Genomic DNA, 22,321 nt, shown 5'->3' with positions numbered 1-22,321 from the left:
GTGTCTGGAAACAACACGCCGGGGCAGACCAAAGGTCTGCCCCGGCGATTGCTCACGGCCGGACGTTCAGGGCGTGGAACTCCCCGATTCGCACGTCCTGCGACGAGCGCGTCACGGTCTCGATTACCCCGGACTGGTCCTGGGCCGTCCACTCCACGGACCATGTCGTGATCGCCGTGACCTTGTAGGTGGGGTTGGACATCTTCATGTACGTGTGCCCGCAGTCCGGGGACTCCTGCTTGCCGAAGCGGTCCTCGTAGACGGTGCCGGGACCGTCGCAGACCACCTGCGTCCCATCGCCCATGTCCCAGGTGACGTGCACCGGCCGCGCCGTGGCCTGCACGGCGATCCCGTTCACGTCCTTGGAGACCGTGTACGGCCCCCACGCCTGCGGATCGTCAGGGTTCCCGACCCACATCCACGCCGGCAGACCCACAGCACCCGTGCCGTTTTCCGCCACCGGGTACGGCACCATGCCGATCTCGATGCCCTTGAGCTGCATCTCCTTCACGACTGTCTGGGCGGCCTGGCGGATCTCCCCCGGCCCGGCCTGCGTGGAATCCATCCAGCGCGTCTTCACTGGCTGACCGAGCGTCAGCCCATCGCTCGGGTTGCACTGCTCCCACGCGCCCCGTTCTGGATCCTTGCCCGCCGGCGGAGTCGGCTGCGGTGACATGTTCACCCACACGCAGTCATTGACCGGGTCGTAGTTCACGTCACAGCGGTACGGGACGCTGTCGCCAGGCAGAGGCTCGTTGATCTCGCAGAAGTTCGCCCGCTTCGGGGCCTTCCCGTCCCGGCCCAGCACGGGCTGCGCGTTCTGTCCCTTACCCGGCACCGTGGCCTCCACCAGGCAGCTAGAACCCGTGCTGCCTGCACGGCATCGCCCATCAGCGGTCGTCCCCGTGGCCTGGGCCGCTGCCCCCGTCGCGCCGACGAGAGCGCTCGCGGTCAGAACCCCCGCGGCCGCCATGGCGGCCCACCTGTTACGGGTCAGCACGAGGTCTCCTCCGGTCCGTTCAGCGGAGGCAGCTCGCTGGAGACGACGCTCCAGACGCCGTCGTCCTCGTTCCAGAGCACCGCGTACTTCACGATGAACCGCTGCGTGGCGCCGGTGTCCACAGGCTTGCCATCCTTGCCGGTGATCTTCACACCCGAGTTGTCCTCGCACACGCGCAGGTTCACCGAGGCGTTCTCGACCAAGGTGCCATCAGCATGGACGGACGGGCCCGCCAGGCCGTCGATCAGCTCCACCTTCGAGGCGCCCCGATAGGTGGCCCCCGTGGCGAGCGTCTTCTCCACGTTGGCCTTCTGCTGAGTCAGCTCGCCCTGCTGTGCCGCCACGGACAGGCGATCCGCGTTCTTCGCGTCACCGCTGTTCAGCACGTCCGACGAGACCGTGTAGAGCAGCTCAACCGCCTTGAACGCGCTCGCCTTCGCCTCCTCCTGGCCCCCCGGCTTCTTCGAGGTGACCGGCTTGTACTCCGGCAGCGCAGACGACGACGCGCTCGCGGACGACGAGGACGCGCTCGTCGAGCTCGAGGAAGCGGGGGACGAGGACACGTTCGCGGACGACGACACGGCCTCGATCGGCGCAAGCGAAGACTGCGAGGCGCTCGCGGACGTGGAGTTGCCACCCGGCGTGCCACCGCCGTTGCAGCCGGTGAGCGTGAGCGCCAGAGCCAGGACGGCTCCGGTGTATGCGGTGGTCTTGGTGACGCGGCTCATGGTGTCTCCTTGCGGTCAGCGGGTGTTCGAGTGGATCTGGGCGGTGCCCTGGCCGTGGCCGGTCAGGACGCCGGTGGGGATGAAGCGTGGGGTGTAGGGGACGTCGACGTCCACAGTGACCTTGGTGGGGGTGACGTTGACGGTGCCGGTGGCTCCGGCTTCGGCGATCATCCCCTGGGCGGCGCGCGCGGCGGCCGCTCTGTCCAGGGTGATGTCCTCGCCGCGGGCGGCTCCGGCCGTGGTGCCAGCGTTGGCGCCGGCGCGGGCGGCCTGGTGGGCGATGGTGACGGCCTCCTCGGAGGCGCGCACCTTGCCGTTCCAGTCGATGCCGATGCCGAAGCCGACGAGCACGATGATGGGGACGAGCATCAGGACCAGCAGGGAGGACTCTCCGTGCTCGCGGCCGAGCCAGGCGCGGAAGCGGGCGATCATGCTCAGCCCCTCTCTCGATAGGTGTCCACGGGGGACGTGGCGTCGGCGGTGATGGTCCAGGACCCGGGAGTGCCGGGGATGGCCAGGTCGGAGAGCGGCACCGTGCAGGTGATGGTGGCGGAGACGGACCCGGGGATGCCGGGGGCGTTGCGCAGGGCGGAGGTGTCCAGCGTGATGTTCTGGGAGCCGCACGTGAAGTCGGTCTGGTCCAGGGTCATGCGGGCGGACTGGCGCGCATTGGACTCGGCCTGGCCGGGGTTGCGGGCCAGGGTGGCCTCGCGGGCGGCGACGCCGGCCGCCGACTCGATGGAGGTCTGTGCTGCTCCGATGCGGCCGCCCATGACGGCGATGGCGATGAGCAGTCCGATAGCCGGAGCCACGATGAGCAGCCCGACGCCGGACTCGCCGCGCTCATCACGCAGCCAGGCCAGGGACGTGTCGCGGAGGTTCACTTGACCACCCTCTCGACGGGCCCGGTCACGGACCGGGAGACGGACGGGCTGATCCACTGCCCGGTGTAGGCCGGCGCGGTGCCGGTGACGGTGACGGTCATCCGCTCCCCGGTGGTGCTGATGTTCACGGAGGCGCCCTGGAGGGTGCCGGAGTGCTGGGAGATGACCTGCTGGGCGGCCGCCTGGCCCTCGGCGCTCGAGCCGCCCATGACTCGGGAAGTTGCGTAGGCCGCGTTGGCCGCGGACTGGGCCACGGTCGAGGCCTGGTAGTAGGCGCCGGCCTGGGGGACGAGGAACACGAGCAGGAGGGCCACCGGCACGATCAGCAGCGAGGCGATGTTCGAGGAACCCGTCTCGTTGCGTGCATGGGCCTCGAGGTGCGCTCGAAGCGGTGCCGTGATGTTCATGGTGACCCCCCTGCTCGTGGTGTTCCGTCCCTGGCTGGTCTAGTCAGCCCAGCTCGCCGACCTTGTTGGTGGCGAAGGTGTTGATGCCGGCCCAGACCAGGGCGGCCAGCACGACGGCGGCGAGCACGCCGAGGATGATCTCGATGGTCTCGGCGCCGGTCTCGTCCTCGTGCTTGTCCTGGATCCAGGCGCGGAGGATCAGGTACTGCTGCATCAGCTTGTTCATGGTGAGTCCCCTCGTGTGGTGGAGATGGCCTCGGGACGGTCCCGATGCGGGTGGGTGGGTGGATGGGAGATCACGATCTCCGGGAGGAGCTCGCGCGTCTCACGCGCTCATCAGCGTCAGCATCAGAGGGGTGAGGACGATTAGCGTGAACATCAACGCGATGAACATGATGATGTTCTTCATGCGGCCGGAAGCCTCATTCTCACGGGCTGCCTCGGCGTTGAGCATCCGCACGCGCATGTTGCGACCCAACGCGCGCAAAGGCTCGTAGACGCTGGCCCCATTGTCTCCGCTCAGGCGCATGATGCGGGCGGCATCGGTGAGCTCGGGGACGTGGAGCTGCGTGGCCAGGGTCTCCAGGGCGGTCCAGGGCTGGACCTTGGTGAAGCGAGCCCGGACCAGTTCCTGACGGATCCGCTGGAAAGCCCAGGTGTCGCCGATGGCGGCTGCGTTTTCCAGAGCCACCGTGGGCTGGGCGTTGCGGCCGCGCTCAGAGGCCAGCAGCTCGACGAATACCGCGACCGCGCGTGCGAAGTCAGTGCGTGCCTTGGTCGCTCGCTTGCGGGCGGCCGAGTCAGGTGCCAGCCAGGCGACGGCGGCGACGAGCAGGCTGATCAGCAGGGACAGCCACAGCGGCAGGGAGTAGAGCACCTGTGCGGCCACGCTCAGGGCGAGGCAGACCACGAACACGAGTGTGGCGCCGTAGATCTTGGCCCAGGTGTGGCGGCTGCGGGTGGTGCCCAGGATGTCCAGGTCGGCGTCGGTGAGGCCGTTGACCAGGGCCGGCGGCAGCGTGCGCATCGTCCACTGCGAGGCCCGCTCCTGCCAAGAGAGCGCGCCGCCTCCGGAGGTGCTGGTCACGGTGCCGTCGAAGGCCGCCGCGCGCAGGCGCGGACGCTGGGGCAGCAGGGGCCAGATCAGCGCGGTCGCGGCCAGGCCGAACAGCATGCCGGCGATGATGATCATCATCATGACGAGCTCCTAGCGGTCAGCAGGCGGACCTGCGGCGGCGGGGCTACCACGCGGGTCATCCAGATGATGAGCCCTGCGGTGACCAGAGCCAGGACGAGGTAGAGCGCCTGGCCCAGCGGGGTCTGGTAGGCGGCCATGGGCCCGCCCATTCCGGGGACCAGGCACAGGGAAATCACCACGATGGTGATCACGATGCGGGCCTCACGGCGGGCGCCGGCGCGGTCGGCGTAGATGGCCCGGCGCTTGGAGACCTCTTCCTCCACGGAGGTGGAGAGGTCGTCCAGGGAGTTCGCCAGGCCCTGGCCGCGCTGATTGGCGGCCAGGATCAGCTGCATGACGACCAGGTCGCCGGTCTGGTCTCCCCATTCCAGGCCCAGGCGCTTGAGGGCGTCTGCGGTAGGCCAGCCGGCCTTGATGCGGGCATTCATCGTGGCGATCTCGTCCCGGATCAGGTCGCCGGCGTTGGGCATGGAAGCGGCCAGTGCGGTCTCCAGGGAGGTTCCTGCGACGATCAGGCCGGAGAGCGAGCGCGTCCACATCTCCATCTGCGCCAGCTTCTCGATCTGGGCCGATCCCCCGCCGGAGCCGAAGGCCAAGCGCAGGAGGATGACGGCGCCGGGCAGGGCGACGAGGTAGACGAGCAGGCCGGTGAACAGCGCAATGAAGAAGCTCACGGCGGCGGCGATGCCCACCATGATCCACGTGTTGCGGTCCATGCGGCGGCCGAGTTCCTTGAGGGCGGTGAGCCAGCGCGGATCGGGTGCAGGGGCCTTGGGAGGGGCGGGCCAGAGCCAGTTCACGACAGCCATGCCCAGGCCGAGGATGCCCAGGGCAAAGCTCAGAGGGAGCAGGAGCGAGCTCATCGGGCACCTCCGGCCAGGCGCAGCAGGTCGAAGCCGGTGCGCTCGAGATCGTTGCGCAGGCGGTTGTCCACGGGAGGGGCCACGGGCACGGCGTTCTCGTCGCCGGGACCCATGCGGAACAGGTCGGCCACCGAAATGCCCTTGTCGGTGTCGCCGGGCAGCACCTCGGAGATCGAGATGATCTTGCGCTTCACCGAGCCATCGGGCTGAGGCACCTTGCGCATCTGCACGACGACGTCGATGTGGTAGCCCAGCTGGCGAGCCATGTAGGTCTCGGAGAACTCGTTCATGCCCAGGCCGACCAGACGGCGCACGGCCTCCTCGCCGGAGTAGGCGTGGACGGTGCAGTAAGTTCCCGCGCCGGTCTGCATCGCGGAGATCATCGCGCCGATCTCCGAACCGCGGACCTCGCCGACCAGGATGCGTGCGGAGTTCAGACGCAGGGCCTTCTCCATGGCCATGGTCAACGTGTACTCGCCGATGGTGCTGCCGTCGGCGGCGCGCTCGCCCGATCCGGGGCGAGCCTGAAGCTCGATCGGCGGGACCAGGCGAGAGTCGAGCCGGTCCAGGTGCAGCTCGCGCTCCTTCTCGATGGTCACGATCTGCTCCAGCGGGCCGATCTTCTCCGCCAGGGCGCGCATCAGGGTCGTCTTGCCGTCGCCGCCGAAGCCGCTGATGACGATCGTCTTGCCGGCCTGCACGAGCGCCGTGAGGAACTCGGCGGCCAGGGGGCTCAGGGTGCCGTTGTTGACCAGCTGCTCCAGGGTGATGTTCACCAGCCGATGGATGCGGAATACGGCGGTGGGCCGCGTGGAGACCGGGCGGGCGGTGGCGGCCAGACGGACCGAGCCCATCAGGTCCATGTCCAGGTCGGGGTGGGCCGCAGAGAAGGGGCGGGACTCCTCCCCCGCGTTCGCGGCGAGGAACTGGAGCTCGGCCATCATCTGCTCATCGGTCTCGAAGACGGACGGGCGGCGCTCCATGCTGCCGCCGGCCTTCTCCACCCAGACGTGGTCGGAACCGATCATGTGGATGTTCTCCACCCCGGGCTCGTCCACGAGTGCCTGGAATCGGCCCAGACGGAACATCGCATCGAAGGTGGCCTGGCGCAGTGCCGCCTGCTCTTCGGCAGTCCATGCGGCGTCGCGGCCGCCGGTCTGCACGTTCTCACGCATCTGCTCGATGATCGCGCGGTCGATGTGCCGCCAGCCCATGGCGTGCAGCTCGCTCTCGGGCAGGTCGATGCGGTCGGCGGTCTCCTCGGCGTGCCAGTCCACGGCCTTGGCGCGCAACACGTCGACGATCGACCAGAAGCCCGTCAGCTCCGTGGTGTTGCTCGGCCGGGTCGGGGCGCTCTGCTCGGCCTGCGGTGCCGGCTCGGGCACAGCAGTCAGCGGCCGGGACAGCCCGGGCAGCTCAGCGGAATCGGTGGGAGACGGGGTAGTGCCCAGCGGGCGAGCCAGGTGAGCGCCGGCGGAGGCGGGGATCAGGGACGGCCGGGCCGGCTTGGCCGGGGTGCTCTCGGTCAGGAACGGGAGGTTGAGCAGGTCCAGGGACATGTCGGGGGTCTGATCCTTCATCGCTGCTCTCCTCCGGTCTCGGTGGGCATGTCCGCCTCGATGAGCTGGCGGCGGGCCATCAGCGCGTCCGCGAGGGAGGCGTTGGCGGCACCGATGGCCCGCGTGTAGGAACGCAGCCTCCAGGACGTCGCCTGGGCGCCCCCGCCGAAGTGAGCGCCGGCTTCCGGGCTCTGGGGAAGGCGTCCACGCACCGGCAGGCCCAGCACCTTGGAGATGTCCTTGGAGGGGAACTCCTGGGCTCGATCTTCGACCACGAGCAGGGAGGACGTGTCCACTGCCCCCGCGGTGGCGCGGGCCTCCAGCACGGCCGGCAGATAGGCACGCGCCGCGGCCACGGAGACCAGGTCGCTGCGCACCACGACGCTCAGGTGGTCGCTGTCGCGCCAGAGCGCCTCCCGGCCGTGGGCGTTCTCGGAGCGGCCAGCGTCGACGATCACGTCGATGTCCTGGCCGGAGACGGCGCGCAGAGCCATCATCAACTCCGGCCAGAGGCCCCGCATGGATCGCGCGGCCAGCGGCTCGGACATGGCGGGTAGGAGCCAGCGGGAAGGCTGGCCAGCGTCCTGGCCCGTTCCCAGGTCGACGGCGTAGTCCCAGATGTCCTGCTCCGTCAGGGCCTGTCGCATGGAGTTGTGGGCGATGCCCATCAGGCCGCTGTCGGCTGGCATGCTGCCCTGCAACCACCCGGCGAGCACGGATGAGGGCTTGCTGACGTCGGCCTCCACGAGCAGCACAGGGCGCGGCCACTGCAACGTCATGGCCACGGCCGTGGTGCTCACCCCCGGGCTGACGCCGAAGGCCGCAAGGGTCAGGATGCTCACTTCTGCGCTCCCTGCATGATCACGCTGGCGGTGCCGGCGGCACCCCAGGTGGCGACCTTCTGGGCGTCGGCCTGCTTCACGCGCAGATCCACGGTGGTCTTCCCGCTGTTCTGGTCATGGTGGCTGGCCTCGATCACGGCCGCGACGGGGTCGTGATTCTGGTTCTCGTCACCGGCCTTGGTGTTCTGGTTGCCCGGGGTGAAGAGGACCTGGACGTGATCTCCTGCGGCCATCTCCCGGGCAGGCAGGCGCCCGACCTCCAGAGCCAGGCCCACCAGCGATTCGCCGTCCTCCACACCCAAGGACGTTGCCGTGGACGTGCGCGTGATGGTGCTGCCCGGCTGGAGGTCGGTCGTGGCCACCTGCCCCTGGATCTGCTGGGCCTCGGTCGCGGGGACCAGCACGCTGGGGTCGCCAGCCACGCGCACGGACGAGAGCATGGAGGACTCGATCTTCTGCCCTCGCTCCACGGGAGCGTTCACCACCAGGTAGGGCTTGGCCTCGTTGGCCTGGGTCCCCACGAACGCGCCGAGGCCGCCCAGGGCAGCCAGGGCGACGGCGACAGCCACACCGCCCACGCGGCGCTTGGCCACCGGCGTCGGCGCAGGACGGCCCACGGGAGCCGCCGCGCTGGAGCCGGCCTCGCTGACGCGCGGGTTCTCGGTGGGGGTCACCTTGGGCGACCGCTTTCTCAGAGCCACCTTGGCCTGCCTTTCTTGCTGCTGAGGGGACTGCACGGGGAGCGTATCAAACCTGCCAGCCGTAATGGCAGGTGGCTTGGTCCTTCACCAGACATAAAGCCCGGACCGCCCCCCTCATGTCCCTCTGTACGGTAGACATTTCTGCATGAGCGCCCCCGCATCCCCCCTCGACACGGCCGTCGTCGCGTTCAACTCCACGCTGCGCATGCGCATCCTCGTGTTGATCGCCCGCTCCCCCGGCCTCGGCGCCCACGACCTCGCCACGTCCCTGGACATCCCCCGCGCAACCCTCTCCCTGAACCTGCGCACCCTCGAGGAGGCCGGCCTGCTGACCTCCAGCGACACCTCCGAAGCGCGCCGGGGCCGACGCCTGACCTACCGCCTCAACCGGGAGGCCTACAGCGCGATGATCGAGGCCCTGGGCGCGATCGTCGAGCGGTGACCTCATGCCATACCGGCACCACATCAGAAGTGCCGTTCATGCCATAACACCGCCGTATGCGCGCCAGTCCCCAACCGTCCGCTACGCCAGTTGCACGCCATAACACTTCGGGAAATCTCTCGGTATTTCCCGAGAGATGCAGTAGACTGGAGGAGTCAGATCACAGGGAACCTAGGAGGTCCTCATGTCCACCCCTGCGCGCTCATACGCCATCCCAGGCGTCCTGGCGGTCGCCAACGGCAAGGGCGGTACCGGCAAGACGTCGCTGGTCGCCAACCTCTCCGGTCTGGCCGCGGCCGCCGGCATCCGCACCCTCACCATCGACCTGGATCCCCAGGGCAACCTCTCCCCCGACCTCGGTCTAGAGAAGTCGGACGGAATCGAGCTGCGTCGAGCCCTCGAAGATGGGGCGCCGCTGCCGATCTCCACGGATCCCATGCGCCCAGGCCTGGGCGTCGTTCGCGGCGGCCCTCGTTTGGCCGACATCATCAGCCTGCTGGTGGCACGCGGCTACGACGCCCCGCCCCTCGGGGCTCTTCTGCACCGGAGCCTGAGCCAGGTCATGGAGGAGTGGGACCTGGTCGTCATCGACACGCCCCCGGGAGACCGCGCCCTGGTCGAGGCCGCCTTCAGCGTCGCCGAGGGCGTGGTCATCGTCTCCAAGACGGATCTCCGCTCCCTCGACGGCGTCGCTGTGACGGCCGAGCGCTTCCAGGCCGTTCACGAGACCACGAACCCCGACGTGCAGCTATTGGGCCTGGCGCTGTTCGACGTGGAGGCGCGCGCCGTGAAGATCGAGCGAGAGGCCCGCCAGGCGCTCGAGCAGATGCTCCAGGGGCTGGCCTTCGACGAGGCCGTCTTCACCGCCCGTATTCGGCACGCCGCCGGCGCCGCCCAGGACCTGCGCAAGAGCGGACGCCTGGTGCACGAGCTCGAGAGCGATGTGGCCCGCGCTCACCGAGAGCGCTTCGCGCGCATCAAGGCCGGTGAAGCCTCGACCTTCCATGCGTCGACCATGGATGGCCTGGCAGGGGACTACGCCGCACTGGCCCAGGAGATTCTGGGACGCCTGAGCGCCCTGGGCCAGGACGAGGAGGAGGACGCCTGAGATGGAGACCCCCAATCGAGCAGACGGACTCGGCGCTGTGTTCAACGCGCGTGGCCGGGGCAAGAAGAAGCCGGCGGAGAAGGTCGACTCTGTGCCATACGCCATGCCAGAAACCACGCCAGATGCCACACCGGAATCCACGCAGGACACCACACCGGAAACGGTGCCTGTCGCCACGCGGGAGACCGCACCGGAACTGATGCCAGACGTGAGGCGCGCGATCCCGCAGGAAGGCGCGCAGGTGGTCGAGCTGGACCGTGTGGACGTCCCCGAAGAGGAAGAGCTGGTCGTGCGCAACACGGCCGTCTACCTCCCCGTCCCGGTCCTGGATCGGTTGCGGACCGCGGCCGCCAAGCGGCATCGGACCTACACGGACCTGCTGATCGACGCGTTCGACGAGCTCAGCGACGATCAGCTCTTGGCGGCCTGCGGGCACAAGCCGCGTGGGGACGGGGGGATGCCGCGTGGGCGCCGAGGTGCCGCGCGCGGCCAGGGGGGCGTGCAGGTGCAGCTGCGCCTGGATCAGGAGCAGCGGGGTTGGCTGGATGAGCAGGTGGCCCGTCTAGGCGCCCCCTCCCGGAGCGCCATGGTCGCCTCGGTGTACGACGCCTGGCTGCCGAAGAGCTGAGCCGGCATGAGCAGGGGGGCGGCCCGGCAGGGCCGCCCCCCTTCGTGGTGCATCAGCCCACGCGCAGGTGCGGGGGGCGCTGGTGGGCTGCCCGCGGGACGTGGGTGGCGGAGGGGTGCAGGCGCAGGCCGGAGTCCACCACGGCCACCTTCGCCTGGGGGTAGATCAGCTTCACGGGCTCGAGGTTCTTCAAGAAGGCGGCCTTGAACTGGCGCGGCTGAGCGTACTGGGCGCCGAACTGGGTCTCCAGCTGGCGCCAGGAGACGGTGGTGGTGCGCTGGAGCGTGGACATCCTGTAGGAGAGCCAGACGTAGAGGTCCATGCGCATGGGGGAGCCGCCCAGGGCTGCCAGGGCGGAGGAGAGGACCGGGACGGGGGAGCGCATGACCTCCTCGAAGTAGGGCTCGCTGAGCTCGATGCGCGCGTGGTCGGCCCCACGCTGGTACGTGAGCTCGTAGCGGTGGGCCACGTGCATGTTCTGGCCGCTGAGGGTGCGCCGGTCGGGCGTCTCGCGGCTGGTCTCGATGATGATCGAGGTCGTGCTGAGCCGGTGGAGCTGGTCCATCACACGGCGCTGATTCGCCCCGGAGGGGTAGGTGCCGACGCTGGAGAGGAACGCGCGCAGGGAGGGGCCGGGGTCCAGGTGGCGGGAGCGGGTGCGCACGGCCTCGGTGGACATCCAGGTGAGCAGGGAGCGGGCCAGGACGCCGAAGGGGAAGCCAGCCGGGCCGGGGGAGAGCGTCAGGGTGGTGTCTCCGTTGCGTCGGCTCCAGTGGGGGACCGTGGCTCCGGGGTCGCGGTAGGGCAGGCTCAGCTGGGCCCAGATGCGGGTGGAGAAGGCGACCTCGCCGGGGTTCTGCTCGATCTCCTCGCTGAGCTCGAGCAGCCGCAGGCGCCTGGGCGAGAGGGCCGGGCGCGTGGCCGCGTCGATGGAGGTGATGTCCGGCGTGTGGTTCATGGCTGAGGTGATCTTTCGGACCCGATGACGGGTGGGCGTGGAGGGGACGGAGCGGGTGTGGAGAACTGCGGTCGCCGGGGAGTTATCCACGTGCATCTTGTGACGGGGGCTCATAGTCGGCGGAGTGGACGCAGATTGGGGGCGAAATCGGCGGGACCAAGCCGATCGCGTGTGTGCATCTTGTGACGGTGCGCCGGTCGGGCCGGAGGTTATCCACGTGCATCTTGTGACGGCCAGTGTGTGCATCTTGTGACAGCCACCCCGTCAGAATCGGCATGATTGCAACGATTTTGGAGGGTCCCCATGTAGTAAAACCACATGTATTCCTCCTGTAGTGGGGGGCGGTTTCGCTGTGCATCCGTGGATAGCCGTTCGGTGTGGTGGTCGCGGTCTGGGGTTCAGGCGGCCGGGGCCTGCTCCATGAGGGCCGCGTAGTCGGGAGCCAGCTCGCTGCGCTCCAGGGCGTAGTCCTTCACGGCCTGGGTCAGACGAGTGCGCAGGACGTTGATGCGCTTGCACAGGCCGCGGCCGCTGTAGCCGTACTCGTCGCTCAGGGCTGCGCGCTCGGCCTCGTCGGCCAGCTGGTAGCGCAGGAAGACCGCGGCGTCGCGGCTGGAGAAGACGGCGTTGTCTCGAGCCCAGGCGATCATGGCGCACAGGTCCCGGGTGGCACGGCCGTTGTCGGCGGCCTCATCGTCGGCCGGCTCCTCGGCCAGCTGCGGCAGCCAGGAGGGCAGGGCCTCGACGTCGGACTGGCCGTCGTAGAGCTTGCGCTCGAGCAGGGAGTCCTTGAGCACGTCCATGGCGAGGTTGCCGATGCACGAGCCGGCCCGGTGCAGGGAGGGCCTGCGGATCCACTTCCACGCTGCGGCGATGACGGCGGCGGAGACCTCCTCGCGGGCGGAGTGGTCTCCGTGCATGGCGGCCATGCGCATGCGGGTGTGACGGCCGGCGACCAGGGTGAAGCGAGGCAGCATCAGCTGGAGGACGGCGCGGGCGCAGTCCTCGTCGCCGACCGCGGCCTGCTCGAGCAGGCCGCGCATGATCTGCTCGCGGACCTCCACGGTGCTGCGGGCCACCGTCTGGACGAGCTCGATGCCGGTCTGAGCGCCGTGAGGCCAGGGGTGGGAGGTCTCGGCGTAGCGCACGGCCCACTCGGCGTTCAGACGGTCGATCACGGTCGGGGCGTAGGTGGTGGTGCTCATCGGACTCGGTCCCTCCATCAGTGGTGTCCGGGCGTCCCGGACGGGTCACTGACCAGCCAAACGAGCAGGTCGGGAAACGAATCTGGATCTGGATCTGGATCTGCCGATCGTCTGAATTTCCAGAACCTGGACCGCAGGAGATCGGCGGAATCATGCGGATGTGGGGGAGGGGCGGAGAAAAAGTTCCCGCACGGGAGGGACATCGGTTCCCGCGGGCGGCCTTTAGTCCGGTGAGAGATCGCCCGTCCAAGGAGCCCCCGTGATGTCCGAGCAGACCCCCGAGATCGTGACCGATGAGCAGCTGGCCAGCTTCGTGCGTGAGGCCCAGACCATGCGGGAGGCCGAGACCGTCCTGGAGGCGGGTCTGGCGGACCTGTGTGCGCGGCCGTTCGACCAGGCCAGCCAGGAGGAGATGCGTCGCCTCCTGGACTCCGACCAGCTGCGCGAGGCCACCCTCATCGCCCGGCGGATGGGAGGGCAGGATCGGTGAAACTGCTCTCTCGCAAGAAGAAGACCGAGCCCGCCGCAGAGGCGCCGGAGCAGAACAGCCCGACGCCGGCCAAGTCCAAGGTGAACAGCCTGGCCTCCCGGGTCCTGCTCTACGGGTTCTACGGGGCGATGGTGCTGTGCCTGGGCCTGTCCGGCCTGGCCGTGGTGCTGGCCGCTTCGACGGCATCCCAGCCGGCTCCGGCGGTGGAGGTGCCCGACACGTCCACAGCCGAGGGCGTGGCGACCTCCTACGTTTCGGCGTGGCTGCGTGCCACCCGCGATGACCAGAGCCTGCTGGAGCCCTACATCGGTGGCACGAAGATCCCCCAGCTGCCCGTGGAGCCGCTGGGCGTGCGCGACGTCGCCGTGGCCGGCGTCCAGCGCGGCCAGGACCCGAGCATCACCTCCGTGACCGTCGCCGCCCACGTGGAGCAGCGCTCCGGGGCGCCGAGCACCCCGGGCGCTCCGCAGGCGGCGGATGCGACGGAGAGCCTGTCCCTGGTGGAGCAGGCAACCGCCTCGTCGACGTCCTCCGCCTCGCCGTCTCCCTCGCCGTCTTCGGCCAGTCCGTCTCCGGCGGCTGGGGCCACCGCCAAGCCGGTCCCCTACACGCTGCGGTACTACCAGGTGGCCGTTCACGAGCAGGCCCCCGGCCAGTTGCAGGTCATCGGCTACCCCACCCCGGTGCCGGGGCCGGCTCACGGAGACCCCGTCACCCTGAACTACTCCCAGCGGGTCGGCCCGGACACCGACCTGGGAAAGATGCTCGACGGCTTCCTCCAGGCCTACGGCGCCGGCCGCTCGGATGTCTCCCGCTTCCTGGCCCCCGGCTACAAGCTCGCCGCCATCGACCCCGCCCCCTACACCCGCCTGTTCATCCAGGAGATCCGCACCGATCAGGCCCTGGACTCCGTCCAGCCTGGCACCCCGGTGCGCGCCCTGATCCAGGCGGAGGCAGAGCTGCCCGATGAGCGCAACTCGCGTATGGGCGTGACGGTGCCGGTCACCGTGACCTTCCGCGACGGCCGATGGGAGGTGACCTCCCTCGACCCGGCCCCCCTGATCGACACCTCAGCCCCTCAGTCCACCCCGACCCACTGACCCCTCATCTCTGAAAGGGAGACCTCGTGAACGTCTTCACCCCGTACCTCCACTCTTCCCTCACGCTCGGCGCCAACTTCTTCACCTCGATCAACAACCTGATCTCCCAGGCCCAGGACGTGCTCAACGCGCTGATCATCTTCCTGGGCGTGGTGATCTTCCTGATCGGCTCGGCCCGCGGCAAGTGGACCCTGCCGGCGATCCTGCTCTCCGCTCTGGCCGGCGGCCTGTTCATCTGGGGCGGCGTGGCCGGCGTCCAGTGGGCCGCGGACTCCGCCGGCACGACCATCAAGTGATCGGCCAGGAGTAAGCCATGACCGAGACCGGACGGTTCTACAGCAGCATCCGCCGCATCCCCACCACGCTCTACCGGCTGCCCGACGGCACCCGCGTGCCCGGGGGCCCCTACACGCTCGTGCAGGGCGTGGGCGGGGCGATCACGGTGGCCCTGCTGTGGGCCGTCCGGGGGTCCTGGTCCACCGGCTTCGACCTGTTCGATTTCGCCGGCGCCCTGGCCGCTGGCTTGGCGGTCACCTGGCTGCTGCGCTTCGCCCCGGACAACCTCCACGAGCTGGGCCTGGTCATCACCGGAGCCTTCCTGGCCTGGTCCAAGCCCCCGCACGGGCACTACCGCGGCGAGACGTTCGCCCCCAAGAAGGCTCCCGCAGGGATGCCCGAGAAGCCCTCCAGTCCCACCGCTCTCACCCGCGCGATGGCCACCGACGAACCGCAGGGCGAGCCCGCGCCGACGTACCGGCCGATGGGCACCTCCTCCGTGGCACGCCTCCTCCAGCAGAGCACGACCGAGAACAAGGACACCCAGCGATGAAGAACTCCCTCCTGTACCTGCGCGAGAACCTCATGTGGACCTCCTCGGGCACGGTGTGGGCGATGTGGCGCGTGCACGGGCTGCCCTACGGCTTCGGCAAGGGCGAGCACAAGGAGCGGGCCATGCTCGCCCACCAGGCCCTCTTCCAGGGCCTGCGCGGGGAGGCCATGCTCATGGGCCTGTGCGCCGAGCTCGACCCCGCCGTCGTCGTCGAGCGCATGCTCGACGGTGTCGACCTGGAGCAGTGCCCCAACTACCTCGAGGAGGTCGAGCTCTCTTTGGACGAGCTCGAGACGATCCCCGTGGGCGAGCGAGCCTACTGGCTGGCCGTGCCGCTGCCGTCCAAGTCGATCACCGACCGCCTCCAGACCCTGATCCGCTCCGTCGACGGCAAGCTGCGCGAGCAGCTGGCCCTGCCCACCTGGCGACCCACGGAGGCGGAGATCCAGGCTCTGGGGCGCACGGCCGAGCACATCGGCCGGGCCATCCCCGCCGCCTTCAAGGCCGTCCCCTCCTCTCCGGCCGAGGTCGCCTGGATCTACGCCCACTCCCAGAGCCGGGGCCTGGGATCGGATCCCACTGCGCCCGCCGGCGGGGAGGACGTGCAGGCTTTCACCTCCGGGGCGAGCCTTCCCGAGCCGCTCGTGGACGAGGGCGGCCAGTCCGACGTCAGCGCCAAGGAACGGCTGAACCCCTTCGGCCGCCGGTACGTGAAGATCGCCTCCGAGACCACGGCAGGCCAGGCCTCGTACCAGGTGGTGATGGCCCTGACCGCCGGCCCCCGCGAGGGCTTCACCTTCCCCGACGACGAGTACGTCTCCTACATCGACTCCCTCAGCGTCAACGCGGACTGGATCATGCGCATGAACGTGCTGCCGGCCAAGCGCGCCGCCGCACGGAACAAGCGTGCCGAGGAGAAGCTCAACGAGGAGTACAACCAGCAGGAGGGCGACTCCCACGCGATCACCGGCGGATCAACCCGCCTGGACGCGATCGCCGAGGACCTCAAGGCCTACCACGCCGCACTGAACTCCTCGGAGGCCGAGGTCTCCGTCGACGTCGCGGTGATGTTCGTCGTCGGTGCCGAGACCCCCGAGCAGGCCCAGGACCAGGCCCAGATGATCCAGGCGGCCTACTCGGCCCGCGACTTCAAGGTGATCACGCCCCTGGGCTACCAGGAGTCGCTGTGGTGGGCGTGCCTGCCGGGCACGCCGGCCTCCTCCGTGGTGAAGAAGCTCGAGCTGCTGGTCACCGGTCGCCACCTGGCCTTCGGCGTGCCCCTGGTGACCGACGCGCTGGGCACCCGCACCGGATTCCGGCTGGGCACGAACATCTCCTCCTCGCGCCGCAGCCCGGTGTTCATGAACATCGGCGGCCTCATGGAGGCCGACATGTCCGGCTCGTTCGCCGTCACCGGCGAGAACGGCTCCGGCAAGTCCACCCTGCTGAAGATCGTGGCCGGCAACGTCTTCGACCGCGGAGGCCAGATCGTGGCCATCGACCGCTCCGACAACACCGAGTGGGCGGCCCTGGGTCGACTGCTCACCGAGCGCGAAGGCTCCCAGCCCACCGTCGTCGAGCTCGGCGACACCCGCTGGTCGATCGACCCCCTGCGCCTGTTCCCGGGCAAGGTCGCCGCGCGCGTGACCCGCTCCCTGGTCTCCGTGCTGCTGGGCTTCGGCTCGAACTCCGCCGAGGGCCGGCTGCTCGGCCAGCTGCTGCACCCCGACTACGCGGAGGAGCATCAGATCACCTCCATGGGGTCCCTGGTAGCCCACCTGCTCTCCGGCCAGGGCTTGGCGGGGGAGGAGCCGGAACAGACCCGCGCGATCGCGTTCGGCCTCCAGAACGTGCAGTCCACCGAGTTCGGGCCCCTGCTCTTCGACGAGTCCCTGCCGACCCTGGACCTGTCCTCGCGCTTCCTCACCTTCTGCACCCGCGGCGTGGAGCTGCCCCGACGCCATGAGCTGGAGTCCGCCGCGCTGAAGGCGGAGCTGCCGGTGGAGAAGGTCATCGGTCGCGCCCTCTATGCCCTGATCGTGGCCATCAGCCGCGTCGTGCTCTACGCCGACGACTCCATCGAGTCGCTGATGATCGTCGACGAGGCCCACCACGCCACCGGCTCCCCGGAGACCGAGCTGGAGCTGTCCAACGTGGTCCGCTACGGCCGCAAGCACAAGGCCGCCGTGGCGTTGGGCTCGCATGACGCGTCAACGGACTTCGGATCCCAGCAGCTCCAGGCGCTGATCCCCGTGCGCATCGTCTGCCGTTCCCGCGACTCCAAGATGGCCCAGCGCAACCTCGACTGGATGGCCGACATGGGGCAGGACGAGTGGGTCGAGCTGGTCACCTCCGGGCTCTCCCCCCTGGACGACAACGAGGAGGTGGCCCCCGAGCGCCGCGGTGAGGCGCTGATGCGTGACGCCTACGGAAACGTCGCCAAGATCAAGGTGCTTCCTCCGCTCTCGCCGGCCCGCTTCAAGGCCGTGATGAGCTCCCCGCCCAAGCGCGGAGCCTCCACCGAGACCACCAAGGAGCTGGTGCACGCATGAGCGCACGCGGATGGATGCGACGAACCGGCGTCAGCGCGGCCGTGCTGCTGACCATGCTCTGGGCCGCCCCGGCCGCCTCTGCGGCCCCGGCAGCCCCGGCGCAGTCGGGGGTGATGGGCCTGGAGGAGTGGTCCCAGCAGGTCACCGACTCCTCCGGTGTGCCCATCTCCAAGTACGAGGCACTGCCCCTGGACCACGGCGCCGGAGGCATTGACATCAACCCCGCCCGCGACGCGCTGGTCTCCGTCCTCGACCTCTTCTGGGGCCTGCACTACATGTGCGTGACCACGTGCATGTGGCTGCTGCACACCCTGCTCAGCTTCCAGTGGGTCTCCTGGTTCTCCGGCCCGATGGAGGTCCTCGGCCAGAACTTCGGGCAGCTGATCTCCCAGATCCACTGGATCCCGCTGGCGGCGATGATCTCCGGCACGACCATCGGCCTGCTGTTCTTCATGCGCAAGCGCGGCGCGGCCTGGGGGGAGATGTTCGTCTCCGTGCTGATGGTCGTGGTCGCCACGAACCTCGCGCTGAACCCGGTCGCCTACATCACCGGCCCGGACGGCGTCCTCCAGACCTCCCAGCAGACCGCGGCGCAGATCGCCGTGGAGGCCACCGGCGGCAAGGGCGCGATGGACGGCGGCGCGGACGCCTCCTCGGCCCTGGGCCAGTCCGTGATGGCCGACCTGACGGACGCGATGCTGCGCGGCCCCTCCCAGGCCGTCGCCTTCGGCCAGTTGCTCGAGGGCGGCTGCGCCAGCACCTTCACCGAGACGATGAAGGCCGCGGACCCCATGGACGTGAAGTCCAAGTCCGTGATGGACCCGGTCAAGGGGTGCAGCGAGTCGGCCAAGAGCTGGTCCGAGTCGACCTCCTTCATCAAGGTCGCCCCCATGCTCATGACCAACCTGGGATCGGCAGCCTTCGCCGTGCTCGTGGCCACCATGGCGGTGGTGCTGTTCCTGGCCGTGCTCATCGCCCTGTTCTACGGGGTCTACCAGGTGCTGGCCGTGATGATCTCGATCCTGCCGGGTACCTCCCGCAAGGAGTTCTTCGGCGCGTTCGTCGGCGTGATCGCCTGCGGCGTGGTCATCGTGGCCGCGATCGTGCTCGTGGCCGTGTCCCTGCGCCTGGTGGCCAACATGCTGCTGACCACCGCAGCCCTCGGTGTGACCCTCCAGATGCTGTTGCTGGTGCTCATGCTGATCGCGCTGATCTGGCTGGTGCTGCGCGTGCGTCACGGGATCATGAAGAAGGGCGACCAGACCGCCCGCTGGCTCTCGCGCTTGGGCGCCGGCCAGGAGAAGAAGTCCAGCGTGCCGACGAAGTCGCTGGTGGGCATGGCCGGCACGGCCCTGGGCGGCTACAAGTTCGGCCGCCTCGGTCTGGCCAAGGGCGGCGGCCAGGACGGGCCTGCGCGCTCCCGGCCGACCGGCGGCGGCGCCGGCCCCTCGGGCGGCTCCGATACGCCCAGCGGAGGACCGCGCCGGCCGGATCCCCGCGGCCCCCAGGTCTTCGGCCGTGCCGCGCGCGCCGACGGCGGCAGCGGGCCCGCGCGTCGGCGCCGTCCGGGCGGGCAGCTGCCCCCGGCTCCGCTGGTGCGTGCCGTCGGCGTCGGGGCGGCTGCCATCGGTGGTCCGATCGGTGGGGCGGTCAACGTCGTTGCCCAGGGCGCGGCCTGGTCCATCGAGCGCCAGAACCGCAAGGAGCTCACCGGCCCCGGCAAGCCCCAGCGGGTGCCCCGCCAGTCCCGGATCACGGTGGGCAGCGACGGCAAGGCCACCGTGACCCCCCGCCGGCCCGAGGTCGTCGAGGGCACCGTCGTGGATTCGAGCCAGGGCCCCCAGCAGCCCCCGCGGCGGCCGCGGGCGCACAGCACGGAGGCCACCCAGCGGATGCGCGAGCGCCTCCGGGCCGCCCAGGGCCCGCGGGGGCAGCACGCATGAAGCGCCGCGCCGTCTTCATCGGGGCAGGGGCCGTGGTGGCCGTCGTCGCCTTCGTGGTGGTGCTGATCCTGCTGATCATCCTGATGATCGGTGGCGCCCAGCAGAAGCTGAAGATGCAGCAGTCCTCCCTCTCCTGTGTCGTGGGGGGCCTGACCGCCGCGGACGGGTCCCTGGCCATCCCGCTGATGGGCCGGGTCACCTCCGACTACGGGCCGCGCCCGAACCCCTTCGGGCCCGGGTACATCCCCCCGGGCTACACGAGCGAGGCACCTCTTCTTTTCCACGGCGGCGTGGACATCGGCGGCATCCCCGAGGGCACCCCCATCAACGCCGTCATGGGCGGCACGGTCATCGGCACCAACATGGGGGGTGAAGAGGGCGGCAACATCCTCAAGATCGACTCGGGCAACGGGATCGAGTGGCGCTATGTCCACATCGCCAACGGCACCACCGTGGTCAAGCCCGGCCAGCAGGTGAAGGCCGGGGACCACCTGGCCGGAGCCGGCGAGACCGGCGTGGCCACGGGCGTGCACCTGCACCTGATGCTCTACGTCAACGGCGAGCGGTCCAACCCGCAGACCTGGCTGGCCGAGCGCGGCCTGATCCTGGAGAAGGGCCAGATGCCCCGGCTGACCTCTCCGGCCGGCGGCGGTGCCGCGGGGGCGGCGTCCTCGAGCTCGGCGGCAGCCTCCTCAAGTTCGGCTCCCTCGGCCAAGCTGGCCAGCGGATCCTCGCCCGCGGGCGCCGCCGCCTCGGACGGGCAGCCCCCCAAGGTCAATGGGCCGGTGCGGATCACCTTGCCCGAGGGCAGCGAGTGGACGCTCTCCCCGGAGCAGGTGGAGAACGCGGCCCTGATCATCGGGGTGGCGCGCGAGCTCAACATCCCGGACAAGGGGATCCAGGTGGCGCTGATGACCGGGCTCCAGGAGTCCATGCTCCAGAACATGGCGAACCCGACCCTGCCGGAGTCCATGAACTTCCCGCACCGGAAGACCGGCACCGACAAGGACTCGGTCAACGTCTTCCAGCAGCGCACCGTGGCCGGCTGGGGAAGCGTGCCGGAGCTGATGAACCCCGAGTACGCCGCACGAGCGTTCTTCGGCGGCCCAACCGGCCCGAACAAGGGCATGCCCCCGGGCCTGCTGGACATCCCCGGTTGGGAGGGCATGGCCCCCGGGTCGGCTGCCCAGGCCGTACAGAACTCGCGCCACCCCGACAAGTACAACAAGTGGGAGAACGCGGCGAACCAGATCCTGGGCCAGGTCACCGGCACCACCCCCATGATGTGCCAGGGCGCCGGCGGGGCTGCGGCCGCAGCCAGCGCCACCTCCAGCACCGCCCCCGAGGGCAACCACGCCCTGGACGAGGACACCAAGCGCCTGGAGATCCCGGCCGACTTCTCGCGCTCGAAGATCGTCTCCCGCGCCGAAGCCGGCATCGGCGGCACCTACACCTACGGCGCCGCGGACTTCCGATCCTGGGATGCCACCGGGCTGGTCTCACGCGTCTACCAGGACAACGGGATCGACATGCCCCGCCAGGCCCCGTGGACCGTGGGCAAGCGCACCGAGACCCCGCAGCCCGGCGACATCGTCGCCCAGAAGTGGGACCCCACCCGCGGGCGGTGGGAGCACGTGGGCATCTACGTCGGCGACGGCATGATGATCTCCGCGATCAACGAGTCCGCCGGCACCCGCAAGCACCCGGTCACTCAGACCGGCACCGACACCGTCTACTTCGACGTGATCCAGGAGAAGAAGTGAGCCGCACGGACACCACCCGCCACCCCCAGGACCCCCAGCCCCGCACGGGGCGGGCCTGGCCCTTCCTGGTCGGCGCTCTCGCCGCGGCAGGCGCCGGCGCGTGGCTGCTCACCGGCACCCCCGGCGAGCAGGCGCCGGAGGCGCCGGCCCCCACCCCCACGGCGACTGCGAGCTCGACGGCCGGGGCCTGGCCTCAGCCGTCGGCCAGCACCGTCCCGGCCAGCGCTGCGAGTCAGGAAACGAATCGGGAAACGACCCCCTCCACGGGGCCGTCGAAATCTGGAAACGCCCAGGTCAGCCCGTCATCAGTCAGTGCGGCGCGCAGCTCCCAGATCGAGGTGGAGAAGGCCGCCCAGGAGCGAGTCGTCCAGGGTCTGGATCCCGACGCCCGCAAGCGTGCCGAGGACGTGGCCAGCCGGTTTGCGCAGGCCATGAACGCGCGCACGTGGCAGACCAGCCGGGCGCAGTGGCGGGAGGCGCTGGCGCCCACGGTGAGCCCTGAGCTGCTGAAGACGCTCGACGCCGACCGGGACTGGGAATCCGACGCCCACCAGCGCTTCGTCAAAGCCAAGGCCAGCACGTCGGTGCAGGTGCTCGAGTCGCGCGCGCAGACCGTTCAGGGCGAGCGCGTCAACGTCGCGCTCATGGTGGCCACCGAGACCACCGGCGAGGACCCCTGGGTCACCGCGCCGCGGACCGAGCGCCCCATGACCGTCGTCGTGGACACCACCCAGAACCGGGTTGTTGAACAGATCGACATGACCCCGCACGGCGGCCTCTGAGACGCCCCCCGGCCGGGCCCTACGACAGGTAGACCAGCGGCTGCGACATCTTCACGCGAGCTCCCCAGCGGGAAGCCGTGCCATACGAGCACCAGCGACCGGCGAGCATCCAAGGAGCACCGAAGGTAGACGGGAGCCAGAGCGCAGCCGTGCGCGGGCGAGCAGGCCGGGAGCAGGCAGCCAGGGGCCCGGCGGAAACCAAGCCGCACGAGGGCCAGGGGGAGGGGAGTCTGCCGCCACTGCCCGGCCACAGATCCACGGGAACCTCGAGGTAGGCCTGCCAGATCCAGGCCAGCGAGCCGCCCCTGATCCACGCCCCAGAGACCCCCTCTGGGCCTG

Annotated in this window: 24 protein-coding genes; 11 read left to right on the top strand and 13 right to left on the bottom strand. The window is 69.8% G+C overall.

Annotated elements, in window-relative coordinates; genetic code table 11:
• Nucleotides 1-52 precede the first annotated feature (52 nt).
• The 11 genes from MF605_RS09280 to MF605_RS09230 all read right to left on the bottom strand — a co-directional run bounded on the left by MF605_RS09280 (nucleotide 53) and on the right by MF605_RS09230 (nucleotide 8,218).
• The gene (locus MF605_RS09280) at nucleotides 53-1,000 is read right to left on the bottom strand and encodes a hypothetical protein (protein ID WP_242821272.1); all 948 of its coding nucleotides are present in this window, start codon (nucleotides 998-1,000) and stop codon (nucleotides 53-55) included.
• A complete protein-coding gene (locus MF605_RS09275) occupies nucleotides 994-1,728 on the bottom strand; it encodes a hypothetical protein (protein WP_134416906.1) in 735 nt (244 codons plus the stop codon). Before MF605_RS09275 ends, MF605_RS09280 begins: the two co-directional genes overlap by 7 nt.
• 15 nt (nucleotides 1,729-1,743) lie before the next feature.
• Complete coding sequence (locus MF605_RS09270; protein ID WP_049159529.1) at nucleotides 1,744-2,160, bottom strand: pilus assembly protein TadG-related protein; 417 nt, start codon at nucleotides 2,158-2,160, stop codon at nucleotides 1,744-1,746.
• 2 nt (nucleotides 2,161-2,162) lie between these two features.
• Nucleotides 2,163-2,612 carry a TadE/TadG family type IV pilus assembly protein gene (locus tag MF605_RS09265; protein ID WP_031943860.1) on the bottom strand — a complete coding sequence of 150 codons (450 nt, stop codon included), beginning with the start codon at nucleotides 2,610-2,612 and terminating at the stop codon, nucleotides 2,163-2,165.
• Nucleotides 2,609-3,019: a hypothetical protein gene (locus tag MF605_RS09260; RefSeq protein ID WP_031943861.1), complete on the bottom strand. Its 411-nt coding sequence runs from the start codon at nucleotides 3,017-3,019 to the stop codon at nucleotides 2,609-2,611. Before MF605_RS09260 ends, MF605_RS09265 begins: the two co-directional genes overlap by 4 nt.
• Nucleotides 3,020-3,062: 43 nt before the next feature.
• The gene (locus MF605_RS09255) at nucleotides 3,063-3,245 is read right to left on the bottom strand and encodes a hypothetical protein (protein WP_031943862.1); all 183 of its coding nucleotides are present in this window, start codon (nucleotides 3,243-3,245) and stop codon (nucleotides 3,063-3,065) included.
• 99 nt (nucleotides 3,246-3,344) lie between these two features.
• Nucleotides 3,345-4,217 carry a type II secretion system F family protein gene (locus MF605_RS09250; protein ID WP_031943863.1) on the bottom strand — a complete coding sequence of 291 codons (873 nt, stop codon included), beginning with the start codon at nucleotides 4,215-4,217 and terminating at the stop codon, nucleotides 3,345-3,347.
• Entirely contained in the window at nucleotides 4,214-5,080 is an 867-nt protein-coding gene (locus tag MF605_RS09245; RefSeq protein WP_134416905.1) for a type II secretion system F family protein, read from the bottom strand. The genes MF605_RS09250 and MF605_RS09245 overlap by 4 nt, the downstream gene beginning before the upstream one ends.
• A complete protein-coding gene (locus tag MF605_RS09240) occupies nucleotides 5,077-6,660 on the bottom strand; it encodes a TadA family conjugal transfer-associated ATPase (RefSeq protein ID WP_134416904.1) in 1,584 nt (527 codons plus the stop codon). The genes MF605_RS09245 and MF605_RS09240 overlap by 4 nt, the downstream gene beginning before the upstream one ends.
• Complete coding sequence (locus tag MF605_RS09235; RefSeq protein WP_031943866.1) at nucleotides 6,657-7,481, bottom strand: P-loop NTPase family protein; 825 nt, start codon at nucleotides 7,479-7,481, stop codon at nucleotides 6,657-6,659. Before MF605_RS09235 ends, MF605_RS09240 begins: the two co-directional genes overlap by 4 nt.
• Nucleotides 7,478-8,218 (bottom strand): SAF domain-containing protein, encoded by a 741-nt coding sequence (locus MF605_RS09230; RefSeq protein WP_134416903.1) that lies wholly within the window; start codon nucleotides 8,216-8,218, stop codon nucleotides 7,478-7,480. Before MF605_RS09230 ends, MF605_RS09235 begins: the two co-directional genes overlap by 4 nt.
• A gap of 109 nt (nucleotides 8,219-8,327) precedes the next feature.
• On the opposite strand from MF605_RS09230, the gene MF605_RS09225 reads away from it, so the two are divergent.
• From MF605_RS09225 to MF605_RS09215, 3 genes are all read left to right on the top strand, one after another.
• Nucleotides 8,328-8,624, top strand: a complete 297-nt coding sequence (locus tag MF605_RS09225; RefSeq protein ID WP_069941626.1) for an ArsR/SmtB family transcription factor — start codon at nucleotides 8,328-8,330, stop codon at nucleotides 8,622-8,624.
• Nucleotides 8,625-8,808: 184 nt separating this feature from the next.
• Entirely contained in the window at nucleotides 8,809-9,732 is a 924-nt protein-coding gene (locus MF605_RS09220; RefSeq protein WP_061873039.1) for a ParA family protein, read from the top strand.
• Between the two features lies 1 nt (nucleotide 9,733).
• Nucleotides 9,734-10,360 carry a hypothetical protein gene (locus MF605_RS09215; protein WP_134416902.1) on the top strand — a complete coding sequence of 209 codons (627 nt, stop codon included), beginning with the start codon at nucleotides 9,734-9,736 and terminating at the stop codon, nucleotides 10,358-10,360.
• A 52-nt stretch (nucleotides 10,361-10,412) separates the two neighbouring features.
• On the opposite strand, the gene MF605_RS09210 is transcribed toward MF605_RS09215, so the two are convergent.
• Nucleotides 10,413-11,318, bottom strand: a complete 906-nt coding sequence (locus tag MF605_RS09210; RefSeq protein ID WP_166795273.1) for a replication protein RepA — start codon at nucleotides 11,316-11,318, stop codon at nucleotides 10,413-10,415.
• Between the two features lie 398 nt (nucleotides 11,319-11,716).
• Entirely contained in the window at nucleotides 11,717-12,523 is an 807-nt protein-coding gene (locus tag MF605_RS09205; protein ID WP_166795272.1) for a hypothetical protein, read from the bottom strand.
• A 262-nt stretch (nucleotides 12,524-12,785) separates the two neighbouring features.
• Here MF605_RS09205 and MF605_RS09200 point away from each other — a divergent pair, with 262 nt between their 5' ends.
• From MF605_RS09200 to MF605_RS09165, 8 genes are read left to right on the top strand one after another with little or no spacing between them, the layout of a single operon-like run.
• Nucleotides 12,786-13,013 carry a hypothetical protein gene (locus MF605_RS09200; RefSeq protein ID WP_134416900.1) on the top strand — a complete coding sequence of 76 codons (228 nt, stop codon included), beginning with the start codon at nucleotides 12,786-12,788 and terminating at the stop codon, nucleotides 13,011-13,013.
• On the top strand, nucleotides 13,010-14,113 hold the full coding sequence (locus MF605_RS09195) for a conjugal transfer protein (protein ID WP_134416899.1): 1,104 nt from the start codon (nucleotides 13,010-13,012) through the stop codon (nucleotides 14,111-14,113). The genes MF605_RS09200 and MF605_RS09195 overlap by 4 nt, the downstream gene beginning before the upstream one ends.
• A gap of 26 nt (nucleotides 14,114-14,139) precedes the next feature.
• Complete coding sequence (locus MF605_RS09190; protein WP_134416898.1) at nucleotides 14,140-14,409, top strand: hypothetical protein; 270 nt, start codon at nucleotides 14,140-14,142, stop codon at nucleotides 14,407-14,409.
• A gap of 17 nt (nucleotides 14,410-14,426) precedes the next feature.
• Nucleotides 14,427-14,942, top strand: coding sequence for a hypothetical protein (locus MF605_RS09185; RefSeq protein WP_134416897.1), 516 nt, complete (start codon nucleotides 14,427-14,429; stop codon nucleotides 14,940-14,942).
• Nucleotides 14,939-17,494, top strand: coding sequence for an ATP-binding protein (locus tag MF605_RS09180; protein ID WP_134416896.1), 2,556 nt, complete (start codon nucleotides 14,939-14,941; stop codon nucleotides 17,492-17,494). The genes MF605_RS09185 and MF605_RS09180 overlap by 4 nt, the downstream gene beginning before the upstream one ends.
• Nucleotides 17,491-19,437: a hypothetical protein gene (locus tag MF605_RS09175; protein WP_134416895.1), complete on the top strand. Its 1,947-nt coding sequence runs from the start codon at nucleotides 17,491-17,493 to the stop codon at nucleotides 19,435-19,437. The genes MF605_RS09180 and MF605_RS09175 overlap by 4 nt, the downstream gene beginning before the upstream one ends.
• On the top strand, nucleotides 19,434-21,200 hold the full coding sequence (locus MF605_RS09170) for a peptidoglycan DD-metalloendopeptidase family protein (RefSeq protein WP_134416894.1): 1,767 nt from the start codon (nucleotides 19,434-19,436) through the stop codon (nucleotides 21,198-21,200). The genes MF605_RS09175 and MF605_RS09170 overlap by 4 nt, the downstream gene beginning before the upstream one ends.
• Nucleotides 21,197-21,982 (top strand): hypothetical protein, encoded by a 786-nt coding sequence (locus tag MF605_RS09165; RefSeq protein ID WP_134416893.1) that lies wholly within the window; start codon nucleotides 21,197-21,199, stop codon nucleotides 21,980-21,982. Before MF605_RS09170 ends, MF605_RS09165 begins: the two co-directional genes overlap by 4 nt.
• The last annotated feature ends 339 nt before the right edge of the window (nucleotides 21,983-22,321 follow it).

The organism is Micrococcus luteus (assembly GCF_022664405.1).
GTDB classification, from domain to species: Bacteria; Actinomycetota; Actinomycetes; order Actinomycetales; family Micrococcaceae; genus Micrococcus; species Micrococcus luteus.
This window is presented reverse-complemented; position numbering and strand designations above follow the sequence as displayed.